Here is a 14,300-nt window from a genome sequence, read left to right as displayed (position 1 = left end):
CAGCAGGGCGGCTGCACGCGGCAGCGGCCGAGCGGTTGAAGGCGGCGGCGGGCGGGCGCAGGCCGCTGCCGCGGATGCCGACGCGGTGGTCAGTGGCCGAGGAAGCTGCGCGAGCCGTGGCTGATCAGCAGCACCCCGAAGACCAGCAGCAGTCCCGCCATGACAAGCAGGTGGTGGCGCGACAGCCAGCCCCGGCAGCGCTCCAGGTGGACCGCGGCGCGATCCCCGCCCGCGAGGAATAGGCCGACCAGCACGATCACCGGCAGGCAGGCGATCAGCGAGAACACCCCGAGCGCCACCGTCGCCACCCAGGTCGGCACCCCGGCCAGGCCACGGGCCGCGCCCGCGCACAGGGCCAGGTTCTTCGGGTCCACGCCGTACATCAGCAGCGCCAGCACGGCCGCCTTGACCGGCGACCAGCGGTCGATGCCCGCCATCCACTTCGGCATCACGTGCTGCCCGTTGGCCCGCCGGTGCCGCAGGAAGTGCAGGTAGGCCACCACGACCAGCGCGACGCCGAGCGCGATGCGCACCACCCCGGCCACGGTGCCCGTGCCGTCACCCTCCCGCAGCAGGCCGTGATCGGCGAGCAGGTAGACCGAGGAGCTGACCGCGACCACCCCCACCAGCGCCCCGGCCAGGAACGCGGGCCCGCCGACGCGCGCCCGCGCCGAGAACAGCACCAGGATCACCGCGATGATCGGCAACGGGCTCGCCGCCACCCCCAGCGCGTACGGCACCACCCCCGCGACCGCCTCACCCACGATCACATCGTGCAGCCTGCGGACCGCCGGCGTGCCCGGTTCACCCCGAGACCGTCCGAGATCGTGTGCAGTCGATGCTGCTCAGGCGACACGAACCGTACAAGATCGAGCTTGCTGTGACGCGGAGCGGCCCACCCCCGCGGCGTGGCGGGGGTGGGCCGGTCGTCGCGCCGCGACGGATCAGGGACAGCTGACCACGCCGTCGAGCGGGTCGGCGCTGCACAGGTCGAAGCCGGGGCCGCCGTCTGCGGTGTCGTTGCCGCGCACCCGGTCCGAGACCGAGATGATGTCGTTGCCGTCCTCGCCGTACACCGTGTCGAAGCCGGAACCGCCGCTGATCAGGTCGCGGCCGGGGCCGCCGTAGACGGTGTCGTTGCCGCCCTGGCCGTTGATGATGTCGTTGCCGCCGAGGCCGCAGATGACGTCGGCGCCGGGCGTGCCGTTGAGCACGTCGTTGCGCTGCGTGCCGGTGATCGTGCACCGCGGCCCGGCCGCCGCGATCGTGGTGGTCTCGCGGTCGCCGTTGTTCGACGTGTTCGGGTCGGGTGTCGTGCTGGTGACGCCGCTGATGTTGGTGATCGTGCCGGTCGCGCCCGCGTTCACGATGACGGCCAGGGTGAACGTCGTCGTCGCATCGCCGCCGGTGGCGGGCATGCTCGCCCGCCTCGCGGTCACCGTGCCCGTGCCGCCGACCGGCGGCGTGCTCACCGTCCAGCCGGTCGAGCCGACGGTGAGCGAGGCGAACGTGGTGTTGGCCGGGATCGCGTCGGTGAACGTGACGTTCTGCGCGGCGGCGGGGCCGCCGTTGCTGACGGTGATGTCGTACTCCAGCCGGCCCCCGGCGATCACCGGGTCCGGCCGGTCCGCCTTCGTGATGGCGAGGTCGGCCGACTGCTGCTGGACGGTGGTCGTCGCGGTGGCGGCGTTGTTGGTCAGGTCCGGGTCGAAGGTCGTGCTGCTGACCTTGGCGGTGTTCGACAGCGGCCCGGTGGCGCCCGCGTCGACGAGCACGACCAGTTCGAACGTCGCGTCCTCGCCGTCGGCGACGGAGCTCTTGGCCGCCGAGATCTCGCCGGTGCCGCCGACCGCCGGCGTGGTCAGCGCCCAGCCGGGCTCCGCCGTCGCCGACACGAACGTGGTGCCCGCCGGGACGGCGTCGACCAGCTCGACGCCCTGGGCCGCGTCCGGACCGTTGCTCTCCAGCTCGATCGTGTACGTGACCTGCTGACCGGACGCCACCGGGTCGGGCCGGTCGCTCTTGGTCACCACGAGGTCGGCCTCGCTCACGAAGGCGCTGTTGCGCGGGCGCGGACCGTCGGCGTAGAAGTCGGTGCTGTTGTTGTCGGTGTCGACCGAGCCCTGCCCGACCCGGAAGGCGGCCGTGGTGTTGCTCAGGCCGGGCGCGGGGGCCGCCTCGAAGGAGTTGGCGGCACCGTAGCCGACGAAGTCGCGCACCCCGGCGGCGGTGTCGCAGCCGGTCGAGCAGGTGAGCGCGATGGTGGTGGTGACCAGCGCGACCTTGCCCGAGCTGGCGCTCATCGCCGTCGCGCCCGACGCGTCGGGGGTCGGCAGCGGCGTCGAGCCGCCCGCGCCCTGCGCCTGCGCGACCAGGTAGTACCGCCCCGGCTCGATCGTCCCGGTCAGCGAGGTCACGGCCCACGAGCTGCCCGCGGCGCCGGCGTACTGCACCGACCAGCCGGTCACGCTCACGGCCGTCGTGCCGCGGTTGTAGAGCTCGATGAAGTCCCGGGTGTACGTCGCTTCGTCGTTGCCGCCTCCGCCGTACACCTGGCTGATGACGATGTCGGGCGAGACGGCCTGGGCGGGCGAGGACAGCCCCAGCCCCAGCACCGACGCCGACATGCCGACCAGGGCAGGCAGGGCCGCCCTTCGTACCCAGTGACGCATGCGTTCCTCCTCGAGCCCGGACCGGGCCTGCTACACCTGGTCCGATCAACTGAGCGGCTTCGAGTTGGTTACGTAACGTCGTCGTATGACTACCTAACGTTCGGTTCCGGGACACGGCATCGGGGGTTTCCCTCGCCCGGCGCAGCACACCGGCTCCCCGGCGCCAGCGGAACCCACATCGCCCTGCAGGCGCTGGGCAGCGGCCGCTGGGGCTACCCTTCGACTCGGGGTCTGCCCGCGGTGTGCAGGTACGGCTCAAGCATCTGCCTGACGAGGTCTCGCACGTCGTCCGCCGGAACTCCGTTCTCGATCATCTGGGATCCGGCCCGCACCACCGCCTGGATCAGCTCGGCCATGTGCTGCGGCTGCGCCGTTCCCGACCGGGCGAGCGCGTCGATGAGCGGCACGCGCAACTGCTCGTGCAGCACCCTGCTGGACTCGGCCAGGGCGGCCCCAGGTGCCGCCATCGCCAGTCCGCGCATGACGGCGTGCTCGCCTTGGGCGACCAGCTCCAGGTTGGCGTCCACGTATGCCAGGACCTGGTCGGCGGCGGTCGCCGCACCGTCCATGCGCTCAGTGACGAAGCCCGACCAGCGGGGGAACATGTCCGCGATGACGGCTTCGAGCAGGTCTTCGCGCGATCTGAAGTATTGGTAGACGCTGGAACGCGCCAAGCCTGCCCGCTGCGCGACAGCGGACAGACTCGGCGATTCGGGTTCTCCCGAGGCCAGGAGGTCACGGGCAGCGTCGAGCAGAGCGCGGCGCTGCAGCGAGCGGTGCTCGGCGACCGTGGCCGCCTGAATCTTCGGCACGCACCCTCCCGGCGGTCATCTCCTGCTCAATGCGCCGTCCATCATCTCGTAGACGGAGTCGCAGTACTGCAGCACCTCGGTGTCGTGGGTGACCATCACCGTGGCGACCCCGTGCCGGCGGGTCTCCCGCGCGAGCATCTGCACGATGTCGCGGCTGCGCGCCTGGTCGAGGGCGGCGGTGGGCTCGTCGACCAGCAGCAGCCGCGGCCCGGTGACCAGCGCGCGGGCTATGCCGATTCGCTGGCGCTCGCCGCCGGAGAGCTGGTGGGGCCGCCGGTCGGCTTTGCCCGCCATGCCGACCTCGGCCAGCAGTTCCATCGGATCACGGTGGACCGCGCCGGGTGACGCGAACCGGGCCGGCAGGCGCAACTGGTCGAGGGCGGTCAGCGCGGGCAGCAGGTTGCCGGACTGGAAGACGAAGCCGACCAGGTCCCGCCGCAGCGCGGTCCGGGCCCGGCGGGAAGCCGCCGTCATCGACCGCCCGGCGATGGTCACCGTCCCCGAGTCCGGCACGGCCAGCCCACCGGCCACCGCCAGCAGGCTGGACTTGCCGGATCCCGACGGGCCGACGATGGCCGCGAACTCGCCCGCGGTCACGGTGAGGCGCACGCCGTCGAGTGCGCGTACGGTGTCGTCGCCGTCGCCGAGCAGCATGGTCACGTCCTGCATGACGAGGCCGTCCTGCCCCGCGGGGTCCTGGGGGACCGTGGTGGAGGTCTTCCGGCCGGTCTCGGGGTGCGCGTTCATCGGTTTCCTCCCAGTGCGGTCGCCGGGTCGACGGCAGCGATGCGGGCGATGGCCACCGCTGCCCCGGCCAGGCCCAGGCCCACCAGCAGTGCGGCGGCCAACGCCACGGCTTGGACGTCCAGCGCGAACGGCACGCCGCCGCCCACCAGGGAACCCAGCCCGACCCCGGCACCGATGCCGACAGCGGCCGCGGCCAGCAGCAGCACCAGTGCCTGCGCCAGCCCGTCGCGCAGCAGGTAGCCGGTGGGCGCGCCGAGCGCGCGCAGCACGGCGAGCTCGTGTCTGCGCTGGATGGTCCAGACGGTGAAGAACGCGCCCGCGACGAGTGCGCAGATCAGGTACAGGAACACCTGGATGAGAGTGAGCGTCGACGTTTCGGCGGTGTAGCCAGGAGAGGCGCCGTACGACTCGGACAGGGTCATGCTCTCGGTGCCCGCGGCGGCATCACCTGCGGCGAGGTCGACGTCGGTGCCCCGGACCGCGACCGCGGTGATCTCCTGAAGGGCGCGGTCGGGGACGGAGTCGCCCGGCCCGGCGCCCGCGTGGATTGCCTGCCATGCGGCCAGCGGCAGGTACGCGACGTCGACGTGGCCGAAGGTGTGCTGCTCGGCCAGCACCCCGACGACGGTGAACCGGGTGCCGAGCCGGTCCACGGTCACGGTGTCACCGAGCCGCAGGCCCGCGGCGGCGGCGGTGCTGCTGACCACGATGCCGTCCGGGGCTGCCAGCGGTGACCCGGTGGCGACCTTCGGCGCGAGGAAGGAGCCGGGCTCGACCCCGAACAGCGCCAGGTCGATCTCCACACCCGAGCTGCTGCGGGCGTTGATGAGGGCGCAGCCGAACGGGGCGGCCTGGGTCACCCCCGGGCGGCGGGACCAGGTGTCCACCGTGTCGAGGCCGATGACGCTGCGGGTGAACGCGGCGTCGCGCGCGACGCCGTGGCTGAAGGCGAACGAGGTGACGGGCAGTCGCTGCAGCCCGGACACACCGTCGCGGACCAGGCCCTGGGACAGGCCGGAGAGCAGGACCATGAGCACCGCGATGAGCGCGATGACCGCTCCCATCAGCGCGAAACGGGCGCGGGCGAAGCGGAGCTCGCGGACGGCTAGGAACACGGGCACCGCCCGACGTATTTTGCTGACATCATGTCGGCATCTTATCGACACGGTGTCAGCAAAAGAGCGGGCGGGTGGCATGGACCACCCGCCCAGCACGGTCGACGTGTCGGAGCGCACTCCACCCGGCGGACACCCCGACCGAGGTGACCGCGGGCGACCCAGCCCCAGCAGCTGTTCCTACGGCTGGTGCTGCCGGCGCACCATCTCGTTGATCCAGGTGGGCGCGAACGGAGAGGTGCAGCCGGGCGACGTCGGGTAGTCCTTGAGGACCTCAAGGCGCTCGCCGATGTCGAGGGCACGGGCGCGGTGCTCGGGGTGCTCGATGCCGATCTGGGCCAGGCAGTGGTTCATCGCCCACTGCAGGCGGTCCGGGGCGCCCTTCATCTCCGCCTCGACGACGTCGAGCAGGCCGGGCAGGTCGAGGCCCGCGGGCTGCTTGGCCACGCGCTCGGTGGTCAGCGCCCAGCCGGCGCTCGCGACCACCGGATCCGGGTCGGCGAACCAGGCCAGGCGCAGCTCCTCGGCGTGCGGGTTCTTCTTCACCACGTAGTTCACGAGCCAGTCGTGCACCTTGGGGGCACGCGCCTCGCGCAGCATGGCGTCCAGCTCGTCGCGCGCGAAGGCCTTCGGGCGGCAGATCAGCAGCGCCAGCAGCCGTGCCGCGGTGTCGCCGGTCGCCCAGAGCCCGCGCGCGAGTTCCTGCTGCGTCTTCAGCCGCTTGGCGACCGCGCGCAGCTTGCCGAGGTTCACCCCGTGATCGTCGCCGTGCCGCTCGTTCACCACGCGTGCCTTCGGGTCCTCCAGCGCGGCCAGCTCGGCCATCACCTCGGCCACCGTCGTCTCGGCCACCTCAGCCCCCTGTCCCTCACGTATGCGACTCAGCCTTAGAGGAAAGCACGGCGGACCCGTTGCCCGGCAGCCGCCCGGCCTGCCCGGACCCGGTACGCGAGCCGCGAGGTCAGGCCGGGCCGCGGGCCCGGACGCCCTGCGCCGCCAGTTCACGGCGCAGGAGAGCCCGCCCGAGGCCGGCCGCGTACGCCATGGCGCCGACCAGGTGGATGAGCGCCCAAGCGCGGCCTCCGGCAAGCAGGTTGACGGCGGCGATGCCGCCGAACAGCGCGGCACCGAGCGGCCACGTCCAGAACGGCGCTTTGTCGATCGACTTCATGGCAGGTTTATAGCCGCAGGCACGACGGGGTTCAAGTGCCCGCCGCCAGGCGACGCCGACGGATCAGGGAGTCGGGGCGCTCACTTCGGGTTCGGCTGGAAACTGGCCGTGATCAGAGCGAACTCGTCGAGGTTGTCCTGCCACTTCGACTCCGGCGTGGACCAGTAGATGGCGTGCGCCTGCTTCGGCCCGGTGACGAACCCGCGGTTGATCACGTGGTTGCGCCCGGAGCGGCCCTGGTAGGTGAACTCCCAGTCGGCACAGGCCAGGAAGTAGTCGACCTTCTCGATGCGGACCCGGCGGTAGTCGTTCCAGTCGCCCGCGGCGACCCGCCGTGCCTCCTGCCGCTTCCAGTCCGCGACCGGGTCCTTCTTCGGGCTGTCCGACTGGTCGATCAGCAGCAGCCGCCCGCCGCTGGGCTCCTCGAAGCGCACGATGGTGCGCTGCCGGGACACCCGCCAGGTCTTCGGCACGGCCACCGCGAAACCGGTGCGGTCGCGGTAGAGGTGCCAGCCCGCGGGCAGCACCAGCCCGGCGGGCGACGGGGCGGCGCTCGGCGAGGCGGACGGGCTCGCGCTCGCCGACGCGGAGCTGGGGGCCGCGCCGGCGCTCTGCTCCGGGGCCGTCTTGTCGCCCAGCCGCGGCAGCAGGAACACGACGGCCACCACGAGCACCGCAAGCCCTGCGGCGACCAGCACCGCGACGCGCCTGCGGCCGGGCCGCGACGGCGCGACACCGTCCGGAGCGGACGGAGACGGGCCGCCGGGCGGGTTACCGCCGGCGTCCGGGGTGGCCTGCTCGTCGGCAGCGGGCCGGCGCGTGGCGGCGGTCTGCGGGCCTGCGGCACCGGCCGGGGCCGCTGCGGCCGGAGCCGGGACGCCGGTCTGTGGGCTCGCGTCGGCGGCGGGCTGGTCGGCGGCCGGGCCGCTCGGCAGGGCGGCGGCGGGCGCGACGTCCCCGGAGTCGGTTCGCCTGGCGCGCGGCACGTAGGCCGGTGCGGACTGCCGCTGGGCGGGCACGGACTTGCCGCGTACCCCCGGCAGGAAGCCCTGGCCGCCGCGGCGGCCGACGGCCACCCGCAGCAGCGTCTGCTCGGCCTCGGCGGCCTTCATCCGCACCGACGGGTCCTTGCGCAGCAGCCCGGCCAGCAGCGGTTTGAGCGGCCCGGCCAGACGCGGCGGGGTCGGCTCCTCGGTGGCCAGCGCGGCCAGCGTCGCCATGGCGTTGGGCCGGGCGTACGGCGGCTGGCCCTCGACGGCGGCGTAGAGCGTCGCGCCCAGCGACCACAGGTCGGCGGCAGGGCCGACGTCGCCGCCGTCGACGCGCTCCGGGGCGATGTAGGACGGCGAGCCGAGGATGAAGCCGGTGCGCGTGACGGCGGGGTCGCCGGGCAGCGTGGCCAGGCCGAAGTCGGTGAGCACGACGCGGCCGTCGTCGCCGACCATCACGTTGCCGGGCTTGACGTCGCGGTGCAGCATCCCGGCGCCGTGCGCGGCGCGCAGCGCGGCGAGCACGCCGAGTCCGATGTCGGCGACGCGCTCGGGCGGCAGCGGGCCCTCCTCGGCCATGACCGCCGACAGCGAGCGGCCGGTCAGGCGCTCCATCACGATCCAGGGCCGGCCGTCGACGGTGACCACGTCGAAGATGCGCACCACGTTGGGGTGGCTGACGCGGGCGATGGCGCGGGCCTCGCGCATGGAGCGGGCGTACATCTCGTCGCGCTCTTCGGTGGTGAGGCCGGCCGGGGGCACGACCTCCTTCACCGCGACGTCGCGGTGCAGGCTCTCGTCGGTGGCGAGCCAGACCATGCCCATCCCACCCTGACCGAGGGGTTCACGAAGCCGGTATCGGTCAGCGAGGACATGCGGCGGCACAACGGGCACGGAAGGACGGTACCCAACGGGTTTCGGGTTACACGCGCCCGGGAACCGGAGTGTGATCTGGATCTGACAACCCCTTCGGGCGACCCCTGTCAACCGTTCAGCGCACAACGCCTGCCGCTCGGCGCGTGTCCGGAGCCGAAAGGGCAAGTCGGCTGACGCGAGCTGCGTATCCTCCCCGCACCGTTGATCCATTCCCTTCGTGCGAGGAGGCACGTGCCATGGGTGATCCGACCCCCGCACGGCGGCCCGGCGATCGCAGCCCCTGGAACTGGCTGCTGCTGATCCCCATCGTCCTGCCGCTGATCACCACCTTCTTCAACGCCGAGAGCCCGGACCTGCTGGGTTTCCCGCGTTTCTACTGGCAGCAGCTGGCGTACATCGTGGTCGGCGTCTGCACCACCACGCTGGTCTACCAGCTGACCAAGCGGCGCGGGGAGGGCTGACCGATGTGGCGTGACCATCTCACCGAGATCATCATCTTCGCCGTGCTGTTCGTCGGCGTGAGCGCGATGGGCTTCGTCGCCTCGCGCTGGCGCCGTCCGGACAACATGGAGCACCTCGACGAGTGGGGCCTGGGCGGCCGCAACTTCGGCTCGTGGATCACCTGGTTCCTCGTCGGCGGCGACCTGTACACCGCGTACACCTTCGTGGCCGTGCCGGCCCTGGTCTTCGGCGCGGGCGCGATGGGCTTCTTCGCGGTGCCGTACACCATCGTGATCTACCCGCTGTTCTTCCTGGTCCTGGTGCGGCTGTGGTCGGTGGCGCACAAGCACCGCATGGTCACCCCGGCCGACTTCGTGCGCGCCCGGTTCGGCTCGCCGACGCTGGCGCTGCTGGTGGCGATCACCGGCATCGTGGCGACCATGCCGTACATCGCGCTGCAGCTGGTCGGCATCGAGGCCGTGCTCAAGACGATGGGCGTGACCGGCGACTCGGCACTGGCCCGGCACGCGCCGATCATCATCGCGTTCGCCATCCTGGCCGCGTACACGTACCAGTCCGGCCTGCGCGCGCCCGCGCTGATCGCGTTCGTCAAGGACACGCTGATCTACATCGTCATCCTGGTCGCGGTCTTCTGGCTGCCCGCGCAGCTCGGCGGCTGGGGCGCGATCTTCGGGGCGGCCGCGGACAAGTTCGAAGCCAGTCCGGCCGCGAGCGACGGGCTGCTGCTCAACGCCAACAACCAGCTGCAGTACATCACCCTGGCGTTCGGCTCGGCGCTGGCGCTGTTCCTCTACCCGCACTCGGTCACCGGCGTGCTCGCCTCCCGCAACCGCGACGTCATCAAGCGGAACATGTCCGCGCTGCCGGCGTACTCGCTGCTGCTGGGCCTGCTCGCGATGCTGGGCTTCGCCGCGATCGCGGCCGGGGTCAAGCCGCTGCCCGGGGCCAAGGAGGGCTCGGTCGACACCAACACCATCATCCCGGTGCTGTTCGACAAGCAGTTCCCGGACTGGTTCGCGGGCGTCGCGTTCGCCGCGATCGGCATCGGCGCGCTGGTCCCCGCCGCGATCATGTCGATCGCCGCGGCGAACCTGTTCACCCGCAACATCTACAAGGAGTACCTCAACCGCGACGCGAGCCCGGCCCAGGAGGCCAAGGTCAGCAAGGTCACCTCGCTGGTGGTCAAGGTCGGCGCGCTGCTGTGCATCGTGCTGCTCGACCCGCAGTTCTCCATCGACCTGCAGCTCATCGGCGGTGTGATCATCCTGCAGACGCTGCCGTCGGTGGCGCTGGGCCTGTTCACCCGCTGGTTCCACAAGGGTGCGCTGATCGCCGGGTGGGTCGCCGGCATGGGCTTCGGCATGTGGATGCTCTACCAGATCGCCAACCCGGCGACCGGCCGCATGCACTTCGCCGGCTCGGCGTTCCCGCTGGAGAAGCTGGGCTTCGACACCAAGATGACCATCTACGCCGGGTTCGTCGCGGTGCTGGTCAACCTGATCGTCGCGCTGCTCGGCACGCTGGTGCTGCGGGCCGCGAAGGTGGCCGACGGCCCCGACGCCACCGAGCACGACGACTACTTCGTCGACGAGGACACGCCGCGTCGCGAGGACAAGGACCTCGACTCCGAGGGGGAGCCGGTCGCCGTCGCCTAGCGCGGCAGCCCGGCACGAGGTGGGTGCGGAGGTCCCCCGCACCCACCTTCTTCACGCGGTGACAACTTCCGGGTTGTCGCGACATCCCAGAAGTTGTCACCGCGTGGCAGACGTCTACTGCAGGTAGCCCTCGACCTGTGCGACGTCGGCGGTGCGGGCGTCGTCGGGGTTCTCCCCCGCGTCACGCAACGCTCGGCGCCGGCGCAGCAGGTCCCAGCACTGGTCGAGGGTCTCCTCCAGGTCGCGCAGCCGCGCGGACTCCGTATCGGGGTCGATCGCACCCTGCAGGCGCCTGGTCCGCAGCTCGTGCTCCTCGGCGACCAGCGCGTCGATCCGCCCGAATATCTGCTTCTCGTCCATGCTTCCAGCCTTCCACGCCGCCGCGCCCCGCGCCCGGCGATCGGGCCCACGCGCGCCACGGCGTCAGCCGAGCCAGCCGTAGAGGCGGTCGACGCGGATGCGGACCACCAAGCGCGCGTCGGCGACCATCGCGGCGCGGTACTCGGCCCAGTCGGGGTGCTCGCCGCGGATCTCCCGGTACACCTCGACCAGCTCCTCGACCGCCGCGTCGTGCGGGTCGGCGGCGACCGCGGACAGCTCGGCCACGCCCTCCGCGACCGCGTACGACCCGCCGCCCGGCACCGTCACGTAGAAGCTGGCGCGGGGGTCGCGGCGCAGGTTGCGCACCTTGGCCCGGCCGTCGGTGCTGGAGAACCGGATCACCCCGTCGCGCACCAGGTAGTCGACGTTGGACAGCTGCGGCCGCCCGTCGCGCTTGACGGTGGCCAGCACACCCCGGCCGGTGCGCCCGATCACGCGCCACAGCTCGTCCTGCTCGGTCATCTCGGCTCCCCTCAGGCCGCGACGCGCGTCGCGGTCAGCACCTCGGTCAACAGGCGCAGCTCGTCCAGCATGCCCCGGGCGGCGCCGGTCATGGCCGGCGTGGGCGCGAGCGCGCCGTCGGCGGTGACGGCCTGGCGCAGGTGGATGTTGACGGCCTCGGCGACCGGCACCATCCGCAGCGCGGACACCACCGGCTTGAGCTGCTCGACGGCGCGCATCCCGGCCGAGGACATGCCGTAGCTGACGAACCCGGCGGGCTTGCGGTGCCACTCGCGGTAGAGGTAGTCCAGCGCGTTCTTCAGCGGCGCGCTGTAGCCGCGGTTGTACTCCGGCATGACGAAGACGAACGCGTCGGCGGCCTCGGTGAGCGTGCTCCAGCGCCGGGTGTGCTCGTGGGCGTACGGCCCGCCCTCGACCGGCTGGCCGGGCTCGTCGTGGAAGGGCAGGTCCAGCTCGGCGAGGTCGACCACGTGCACGTCGAACCCGCCGTGCGCGGTGGCGGTGGCCGCGAACCAGTCGCCGATGACGTGCCCGATCCGGCCGGGGCGGGTCGAGGCGACGATGACGTTGAGGCGGGGCATGTCGGTTCTCCTTGCCTAGCTCTTGTTGACGTGTCACCAACATAGGCGGCGTGTTGGTGACGTGTCAACAAGCGAGTAGTGTGACCGCTGTGACCGAACCCCGCTGGCTCGACGAACGGCAGGCGCGCGCCTGGCGCGGATACCGGCGCATGCGCGCCCTGCTCGACCTGCAGATCACCCGCGACCTGGCCGCCGACAGCGGCCTGTCCGACGCGGACTACGACGTGCTGTCCAACCTGTCCGAGGTGTCGCCGCACCGGCTGCGCCTGACCGAGCTGGCCGCGACGATGCTGTGGTCCAAGAGCCGCCTGTCGCACCACATCACCCGCATGCAGCAGCGCGGCCTGGTCGACCGGGAGGACTGCCCCGGCGACGCGCGCGGCTCGATCGTCGTGCTGACCGGCGCGGGCCTGCGCGCCATCGAGCAGGCCGCGCCACACCACGTCGAGTCGGTGCGCCGCAACATGATCGACCTGCTCACCGACGAGGAGATAGCCGCGCTCGACGCCCTCGCCCACCGCGTCGTCGCCCACCTGAGCGGCCAGGGTTAAGAAGGTGCCCTTCCTCTACGCGGAGCGTTAAGAAGGTGCCCTTGCTTTCCTTTAGCCTGGGGCGGTCAGGCGGGTTGTGGGAGGAGCCGGGGATGAGCGGGACGGTGCTGGTCACGGGAGGCACGGGCGGGCTGGGTGCGGCGGTCGTGGCGCGGCTGCTCGACGAGGCCTGGCGGGTGGTGGTGCCGTGGCGGTCCGAGGAGCACGTCGCGCGGCTGCCCAGCGGGGTCGCGGCGCTGGTGCCGGTGCAGGCGGACCTGACCGACGCGGCTTCGGTGGGGTCGGTGGTCGCGCGGGCGGCGGATGATCCGGAGCGGCCGTTGCGGGCGGTGGTGAACCTGGTCGGCGGGTTCGCGATGGGCGGGCGGGTGCACGAGACGCCCGTCGAGGAGTTCGAGGCGCAGCTGCGGCTCAACCTGCGCCCGGCGTACCTGGTCTGCCAGGCCGCGCTGCCGCATCTGGTGGCGGCGGGCGGCGGCAGCGTGGTGCTGGTGTCCAGCCAGGCCGTGCGCAAGCCGTTCGGCGGCGCGGCGGGCTACCTGACCGCGAAGACCGCCGTGCTGGGCCTGGCCGCCGCGCTGCACGCCGAGTACGCCAAGGACGGCGTACGCGTGAACACCGTGCTGCCCGGGGTCATCGACACGCCAACCAACCGCGCGTCGATGCCGGACTCCGACCGCAAGGGCTGGACGCCGCCGGAGGACATCGCGCAGACGATCGCGTTCCTCTGCTCCGACGCCGCGCACGCGGTCCGCGACTCGCAACTGCTGGTCTGAGTACCGCAACGGCGACCGTCGACGCTGAGTACCGGGCGGCGACGACCGTCCACGCTGAGTGCGGGGCAGGCGACGACCGTCAGCGCTAGTGCCGGGACGGCGGCGGCCGTCCACGGCGACCCGGCGCGGGAGCAGTGAGCGCCGCCACGCGGTCCGGACCGGCGGTGACCGGCCCGGACCGCTGCGGGCGCCGCTCAGCCGAGCTGCTCGGTGCGCCCGTAGTCCAGGAACAGCAGGTACGCCAGCACCTCTCCCCGGGCCAGGTCGAGGTGTTCGTACGCGAGCAGGTCACCGGTCTGCGGGTCGAAGACCAGCAGGAGCTGGATCCGATGCTGCGGGTCGTCGGCGGTGACGGCCACCCCGTTCCGGCCGGCGCGGTCGCGGACCTCGCCGCGCCAGCTCACGGCGGGGACGGCCGCCAGCTCGCGCAGGATCTCGGCGCGGTGGGCCAGCGGGAGCACATGGCCACCGAAGAGGTCCATCACCGCCCGCAACGGGTCCGCGGCACGGCCGCCGCGGTGCAGCCGTTCCCGCAGGGCCGGCCCGGTCGGCGGCGGTCCGGCCGGCCCGGCCAGCCCGGGGCCGAGGTCGTCGACGGTGTCCGCTGAGCCCGCGGCCGTCTGCTCCGCGAGCTTCGGCAGCCAGTACTCCCGCGAGCGGGCGCTGGGGAACTCCGGCGGCAGCTGGACCGTGTGCAACCGGCCGGAGCCGTCGGCGGCGACCCAGCTCTGCTCGTCGAGCACGTAGCTCATCTCCAGGCCCTCCGGGGAGGTCTGGCGCACCGCCCCCCAGGACTTGACCCGGTGGTAGCCGTACTTGCCGGACTCGCCGTCGTGGTCGGCGGCGGTGATGCGCCCGGCCAGCGCCCGCAGCCGCGTGCCTGCCTCGGGGGCGTCGTCGGGGTACTGGTAGGCGACCGGCGCGAGCACCGGACCGGCCTCGACCGGGGGCCGCGGCGGCGCGGCGCCCCGGGGCCAGGCCGCCACGCCCGCGCCGCCCGCGACGGTCAGCGCCGCGGCGACGAGCACCGCAACGCCCGCCTGCGCGGCG

At 72.6% G+C, this 14,300-nt stretch carries 16 protein-coding genes; 4 read left to right on the top strand and 12 right to left on the bottom strand.

What is annotated here, in order from left to right:
- Positions 1 to 89 precede the first annotated feature (89 nt).
- The 8 genes from AB0J67_RS13965 to AB0J67_RS13930 all read right to left on the bottom strand — a co-directional run bounded on the left by AB0J67_RS13965 (position 90) and on the right by AB0J67_RS13930 (position 8,391).
- Complete coding sequence (locus tag AB0J67_RS13965; RefSeq protein ID WP_363481221.1) at positions 90 to 764, bottom strand: GAP family protein; 675 nt, start codon at positions 762 to 764, stop codon at positions 90 to 92.
- 180 nt (positions 765 to 944) lie between these two features.
- Positions 945 to 2,672 (bottom strand): lamin tail domain-containing protein, encoded by a 1,728-nt coding sequence (locus AB0J67_RS13960; RefSeq protein ID WP_363481218.1) that lies wholly within the window; start codon positions 2,670 to 2,672, stop codon positions 945 to 947.
- 212 nt (positions 2,673 to 2,884) lie between these two features.
- Complete coding sequence (locus tag AB0J67_RS13955; RefSeq protein WP_363481215.1) at positions 2,885 to 3,484, bottom strand: helix-turn-helix domain-containing protein; 600 nt, start codon at positions 3,482 to 3,484, stop codon at positions 2,885 to 2,887.
- Between the two features lie 15 nt (positions 3,485 to 3,499).
- The gene (locus AB0J67_RS13950) at positions 3,500 to 4,231 is read right to left on the bottom strand and encodes an ABC transporter ATP-binding protein (protein WP_363481212.1); all 732 of its coding nucleotides are present in this window, start codon (positions 4,229 to 4,231) and stop codon (positions 3,500 to 3,502) included.
- A complete protein-coding gene (locus tag AB0J67_RS13945; RefSeq protein ID WP_363481209.1) occupies positions 4,228 to 5,352 on the bottom strand; it encodes an FtsX-like permease family protein in 1,125 nt (374 codons plus the stop codon). Before AB0J67_RS13945 ends, AB0J67_RS13950 begins: the two co-directional genes overlap by 4 nt.
- 174 nt (positions 5,353 to 5,526) lie before the next feature.
- The gene (locus AB0J67_RS13940; protein ID WP_363481206.1) at positions 5,527 to 6,198 is read right to left on the bottom strand and encodes a DNA alkylation repair protein; all 672 of its coding nucleotides are present in this window, start codon (positions 6,196 to 6,198) and stop codon (positions 5,527 to 5,529) included.
- 109 nt (positions 6,199 to 6,307) lie between these two features.
- On the bottom strand, positions 6,308 to 6,517 hold the full coding sequence (locus AB0J67_RS13935; protein WP_363481203.1) for a hypothetical protein: 210 nt from the start codon (positions 6,515 to 6,517) through the stop codon (positions 6,308 to 6,310).
- A gap of 80 nt (positions 6,518 to 6,597) precedes the next feature.
- Positions 6,598 to 8,391, bottom strand: coding sequence for a serine/threonine-protein kinase (locus AB0J67_RS13930; protein WP_363481314.1), 1,794 nt, complete (start codon positions 8,389 to 8,391; stop codon positions 6,598 to 6,600).
- Positions 8,392 to 8,618: 227 nt separating this feature from the next.
- On the opposite strand from AB0J67_RS13930, the gene AB0J67_RS13925 reads away from it, so the two are divergent.
- Together AB0J67_RS13925 and mctP are read left to right on the top strand one after the other, a co-directional pair.
- Entirely contained in the window at positions 8,619 to 8,843 is a 225-nt protein-coding gene (locus AB0J67_RS13925) for a DUF3311 domain-containing protein (protein WP_363481200.1), read from the top strand.
- A 3-nt stretch (positions 8,844 to 8,846) separates the two neighbouring features.
- Positions 8,847 to 10,499, top strand: a complete 1,653-nt coding sequence (gene mctP / locus AB0J67_RS13920; protein WP_363481197.1) for a monocarboxylate uptake permease MctP — start codon at positions 8,847 to 8,849, stop codon at positions 10,497 to 10,499.
- Between the two features lie 114 nt (positions 10,500 to 10,613).
- On the opposite strand, the gene AB0J67_RS13915 is transcribed toward mctP, so the two are convergent.
- From AB0J67_RS13915 to AB0J67_RS13905, 3 genes are all read right to left on the bottom strand, one after another.
- Entirely contained in the window at positions 10,614 to 10,859 is a 246-nt protein-coding gene (locus AB0J67_RS13915) for a DUF2630 family protein (protein WP_363481194.1), read from the bottom strand.
- A gap of 63 nt (positions 10,860 to 10,922) precedes the next feature.
- Positions 10,923 to 11,342 carry a PPOX class F420-dependent oxidoreductase gene (locus tag AB0J67_RS13910; RefSeq protein ID WP_363481191.1) on the bottom strand — a complete coding sequence of 140 codons (420 nt, stop codon included), beginning with the start codon at positions 11,340 to 11,342 and terminating at the stop codon, positions 10,923 to 10,925.
- 11 nt (positions 11,343 to 11,353) lie between these two features.
- Positions 11,354 to 11,923, bottom strand: coding sequence for an NAD(P)H-dependent oxidoreductase (locus tag AB0J67_RS13905; RefSeq protein ID WP_363481188.1), 570 nt, complete (start codon positions 11,921 to 11,923; stop codon positions 11,354 to 11,356).
- A gap of 89 nt (positions 11,924 to 12,012) precedes the next feature.
- Here AB0J67_RS13905 and AB0J67_RS13900 point away from each other — a divergent pair, with 89 nt between their 5' ends.
- Together AB0J67_RS13900 and AB0J67_RS13895 are read left to right on the top strand one after the other, a co-directional pair.
- Entirely contained in the window at positions 12,013 to 12,474 is a 462-nt protein-coding gene (locus AB0J67_RS13900; RefSeq protein WP_363481185.1) for a MarR family winged helix-turn-helix transcriptional regulator, read from the top strand.
- Positions 12,475 to 12,566: 92 nt separating this feature from the next.
- The gene (locus tag AB0J67_RS13895) at positions 12,567 to 13,250 is read left to right on the top strand and encodes an SDR family oxidoreductase (protein ID WP_363481182.1); all 684 of its coding nucleotides are present in this window, start codon (positions 12,567 to 12,569) and stop codon (positions 13,248 to 13,250) included.
- A 194-nt stretch (positions 13,251 to 13,444) separates the two neighbouring features.
- Here the strand turns inward: AB0J67_RS13895 and AB0J67_RS13890 are convergent.
- On the bottom strand, positions 13,445 to 14,300 hold an 856-nt coding region (locus AB0J67_RS13890; protein ID WP_363481179.1), incomplete at its 5' end, for a CU044_5270 family protein.

The organism is Catellatospora sp. NPDC049609 (assembly GCF_040675365.1).
In the GTDB taxonomy this organism is placed as follows: Bacteria; Actinomycetota; Actinomycetes; order Mycobacteriales; family Micromonosporaceae; genus Catellatospora.
This window is presented reverse-complemented; position numbering and strand designations above follow the sequence as displayed.

Excerpts from the sequence above, each read along its gene's own strand:
- AB0J67_RS13960 (WP_363481218.1), bottom strand. The coding sequence starts at position 2,672 with ATGCGTCACTGGGTACGAAGGGCGGCCCTGCCTGCCCTGGTCGGCATG.
- AB0J67_RS13950 (WP_363481212.1), bottom strand. The coding sequence starts at position 4,231 with ATGAACGCGCACCCCGAGACCGGCCGGAAGACCTCCACCACGGTCCCC.
- AB0J67_RS13935 (WP_363481203.1), bottom strand. The coding sequence starts at position 6,517 with ATGAAGTCGATCGACAAAGCGCCGTTCTGGACGTGGCCGCTCGGTGCC.
- AB0J67_RS13925 (WP_363481200.1), top strand. The coding sequence starts at position 8,619 with ATGGGTGATCCGACCCCCGCACGGCGGCCCGGCGATCGCAGCCCCTGG.
- mctP (WP_363481197.1), top strand. The coding sequence starts at position 8,847 with ATGTGGCGTGACCATCTCACCGAGATCATCATCTTCGCCGTGCTGTTC.
- AB0J67_RS13915 (WP_363481194.1), bottom strand. The coding sequence starts at position 10,859 with ATGGACGAGAAGCAGATATTCGGGCGGATCGACGCGCTGGTCGCCGAG.
- AB0J67_RS13910 (WP_363481191.1), bottom strand. The coding sequence starts at position 11,342 with ATGACCGAGCAGGACGAGCTGTGGCGCGTGATCGGGCGCACCGGCCGG.
- AB0J67_RS13905 (WP_363481188.1), bottom strand. The coding sequence starts at position 11,923 with ATGCCCCGCCTCAACGTCATCGTCGCCTCGACCCGCCCCGGCCGGATC.
- AB0J67_RS13895 (WP_363481182.1), top strand. The coding sequence starts at position 12,567 with ATGAGCGGGACGGTGCTGGTCACGGGAGGCACGGGCGGGCTGGGTGCG.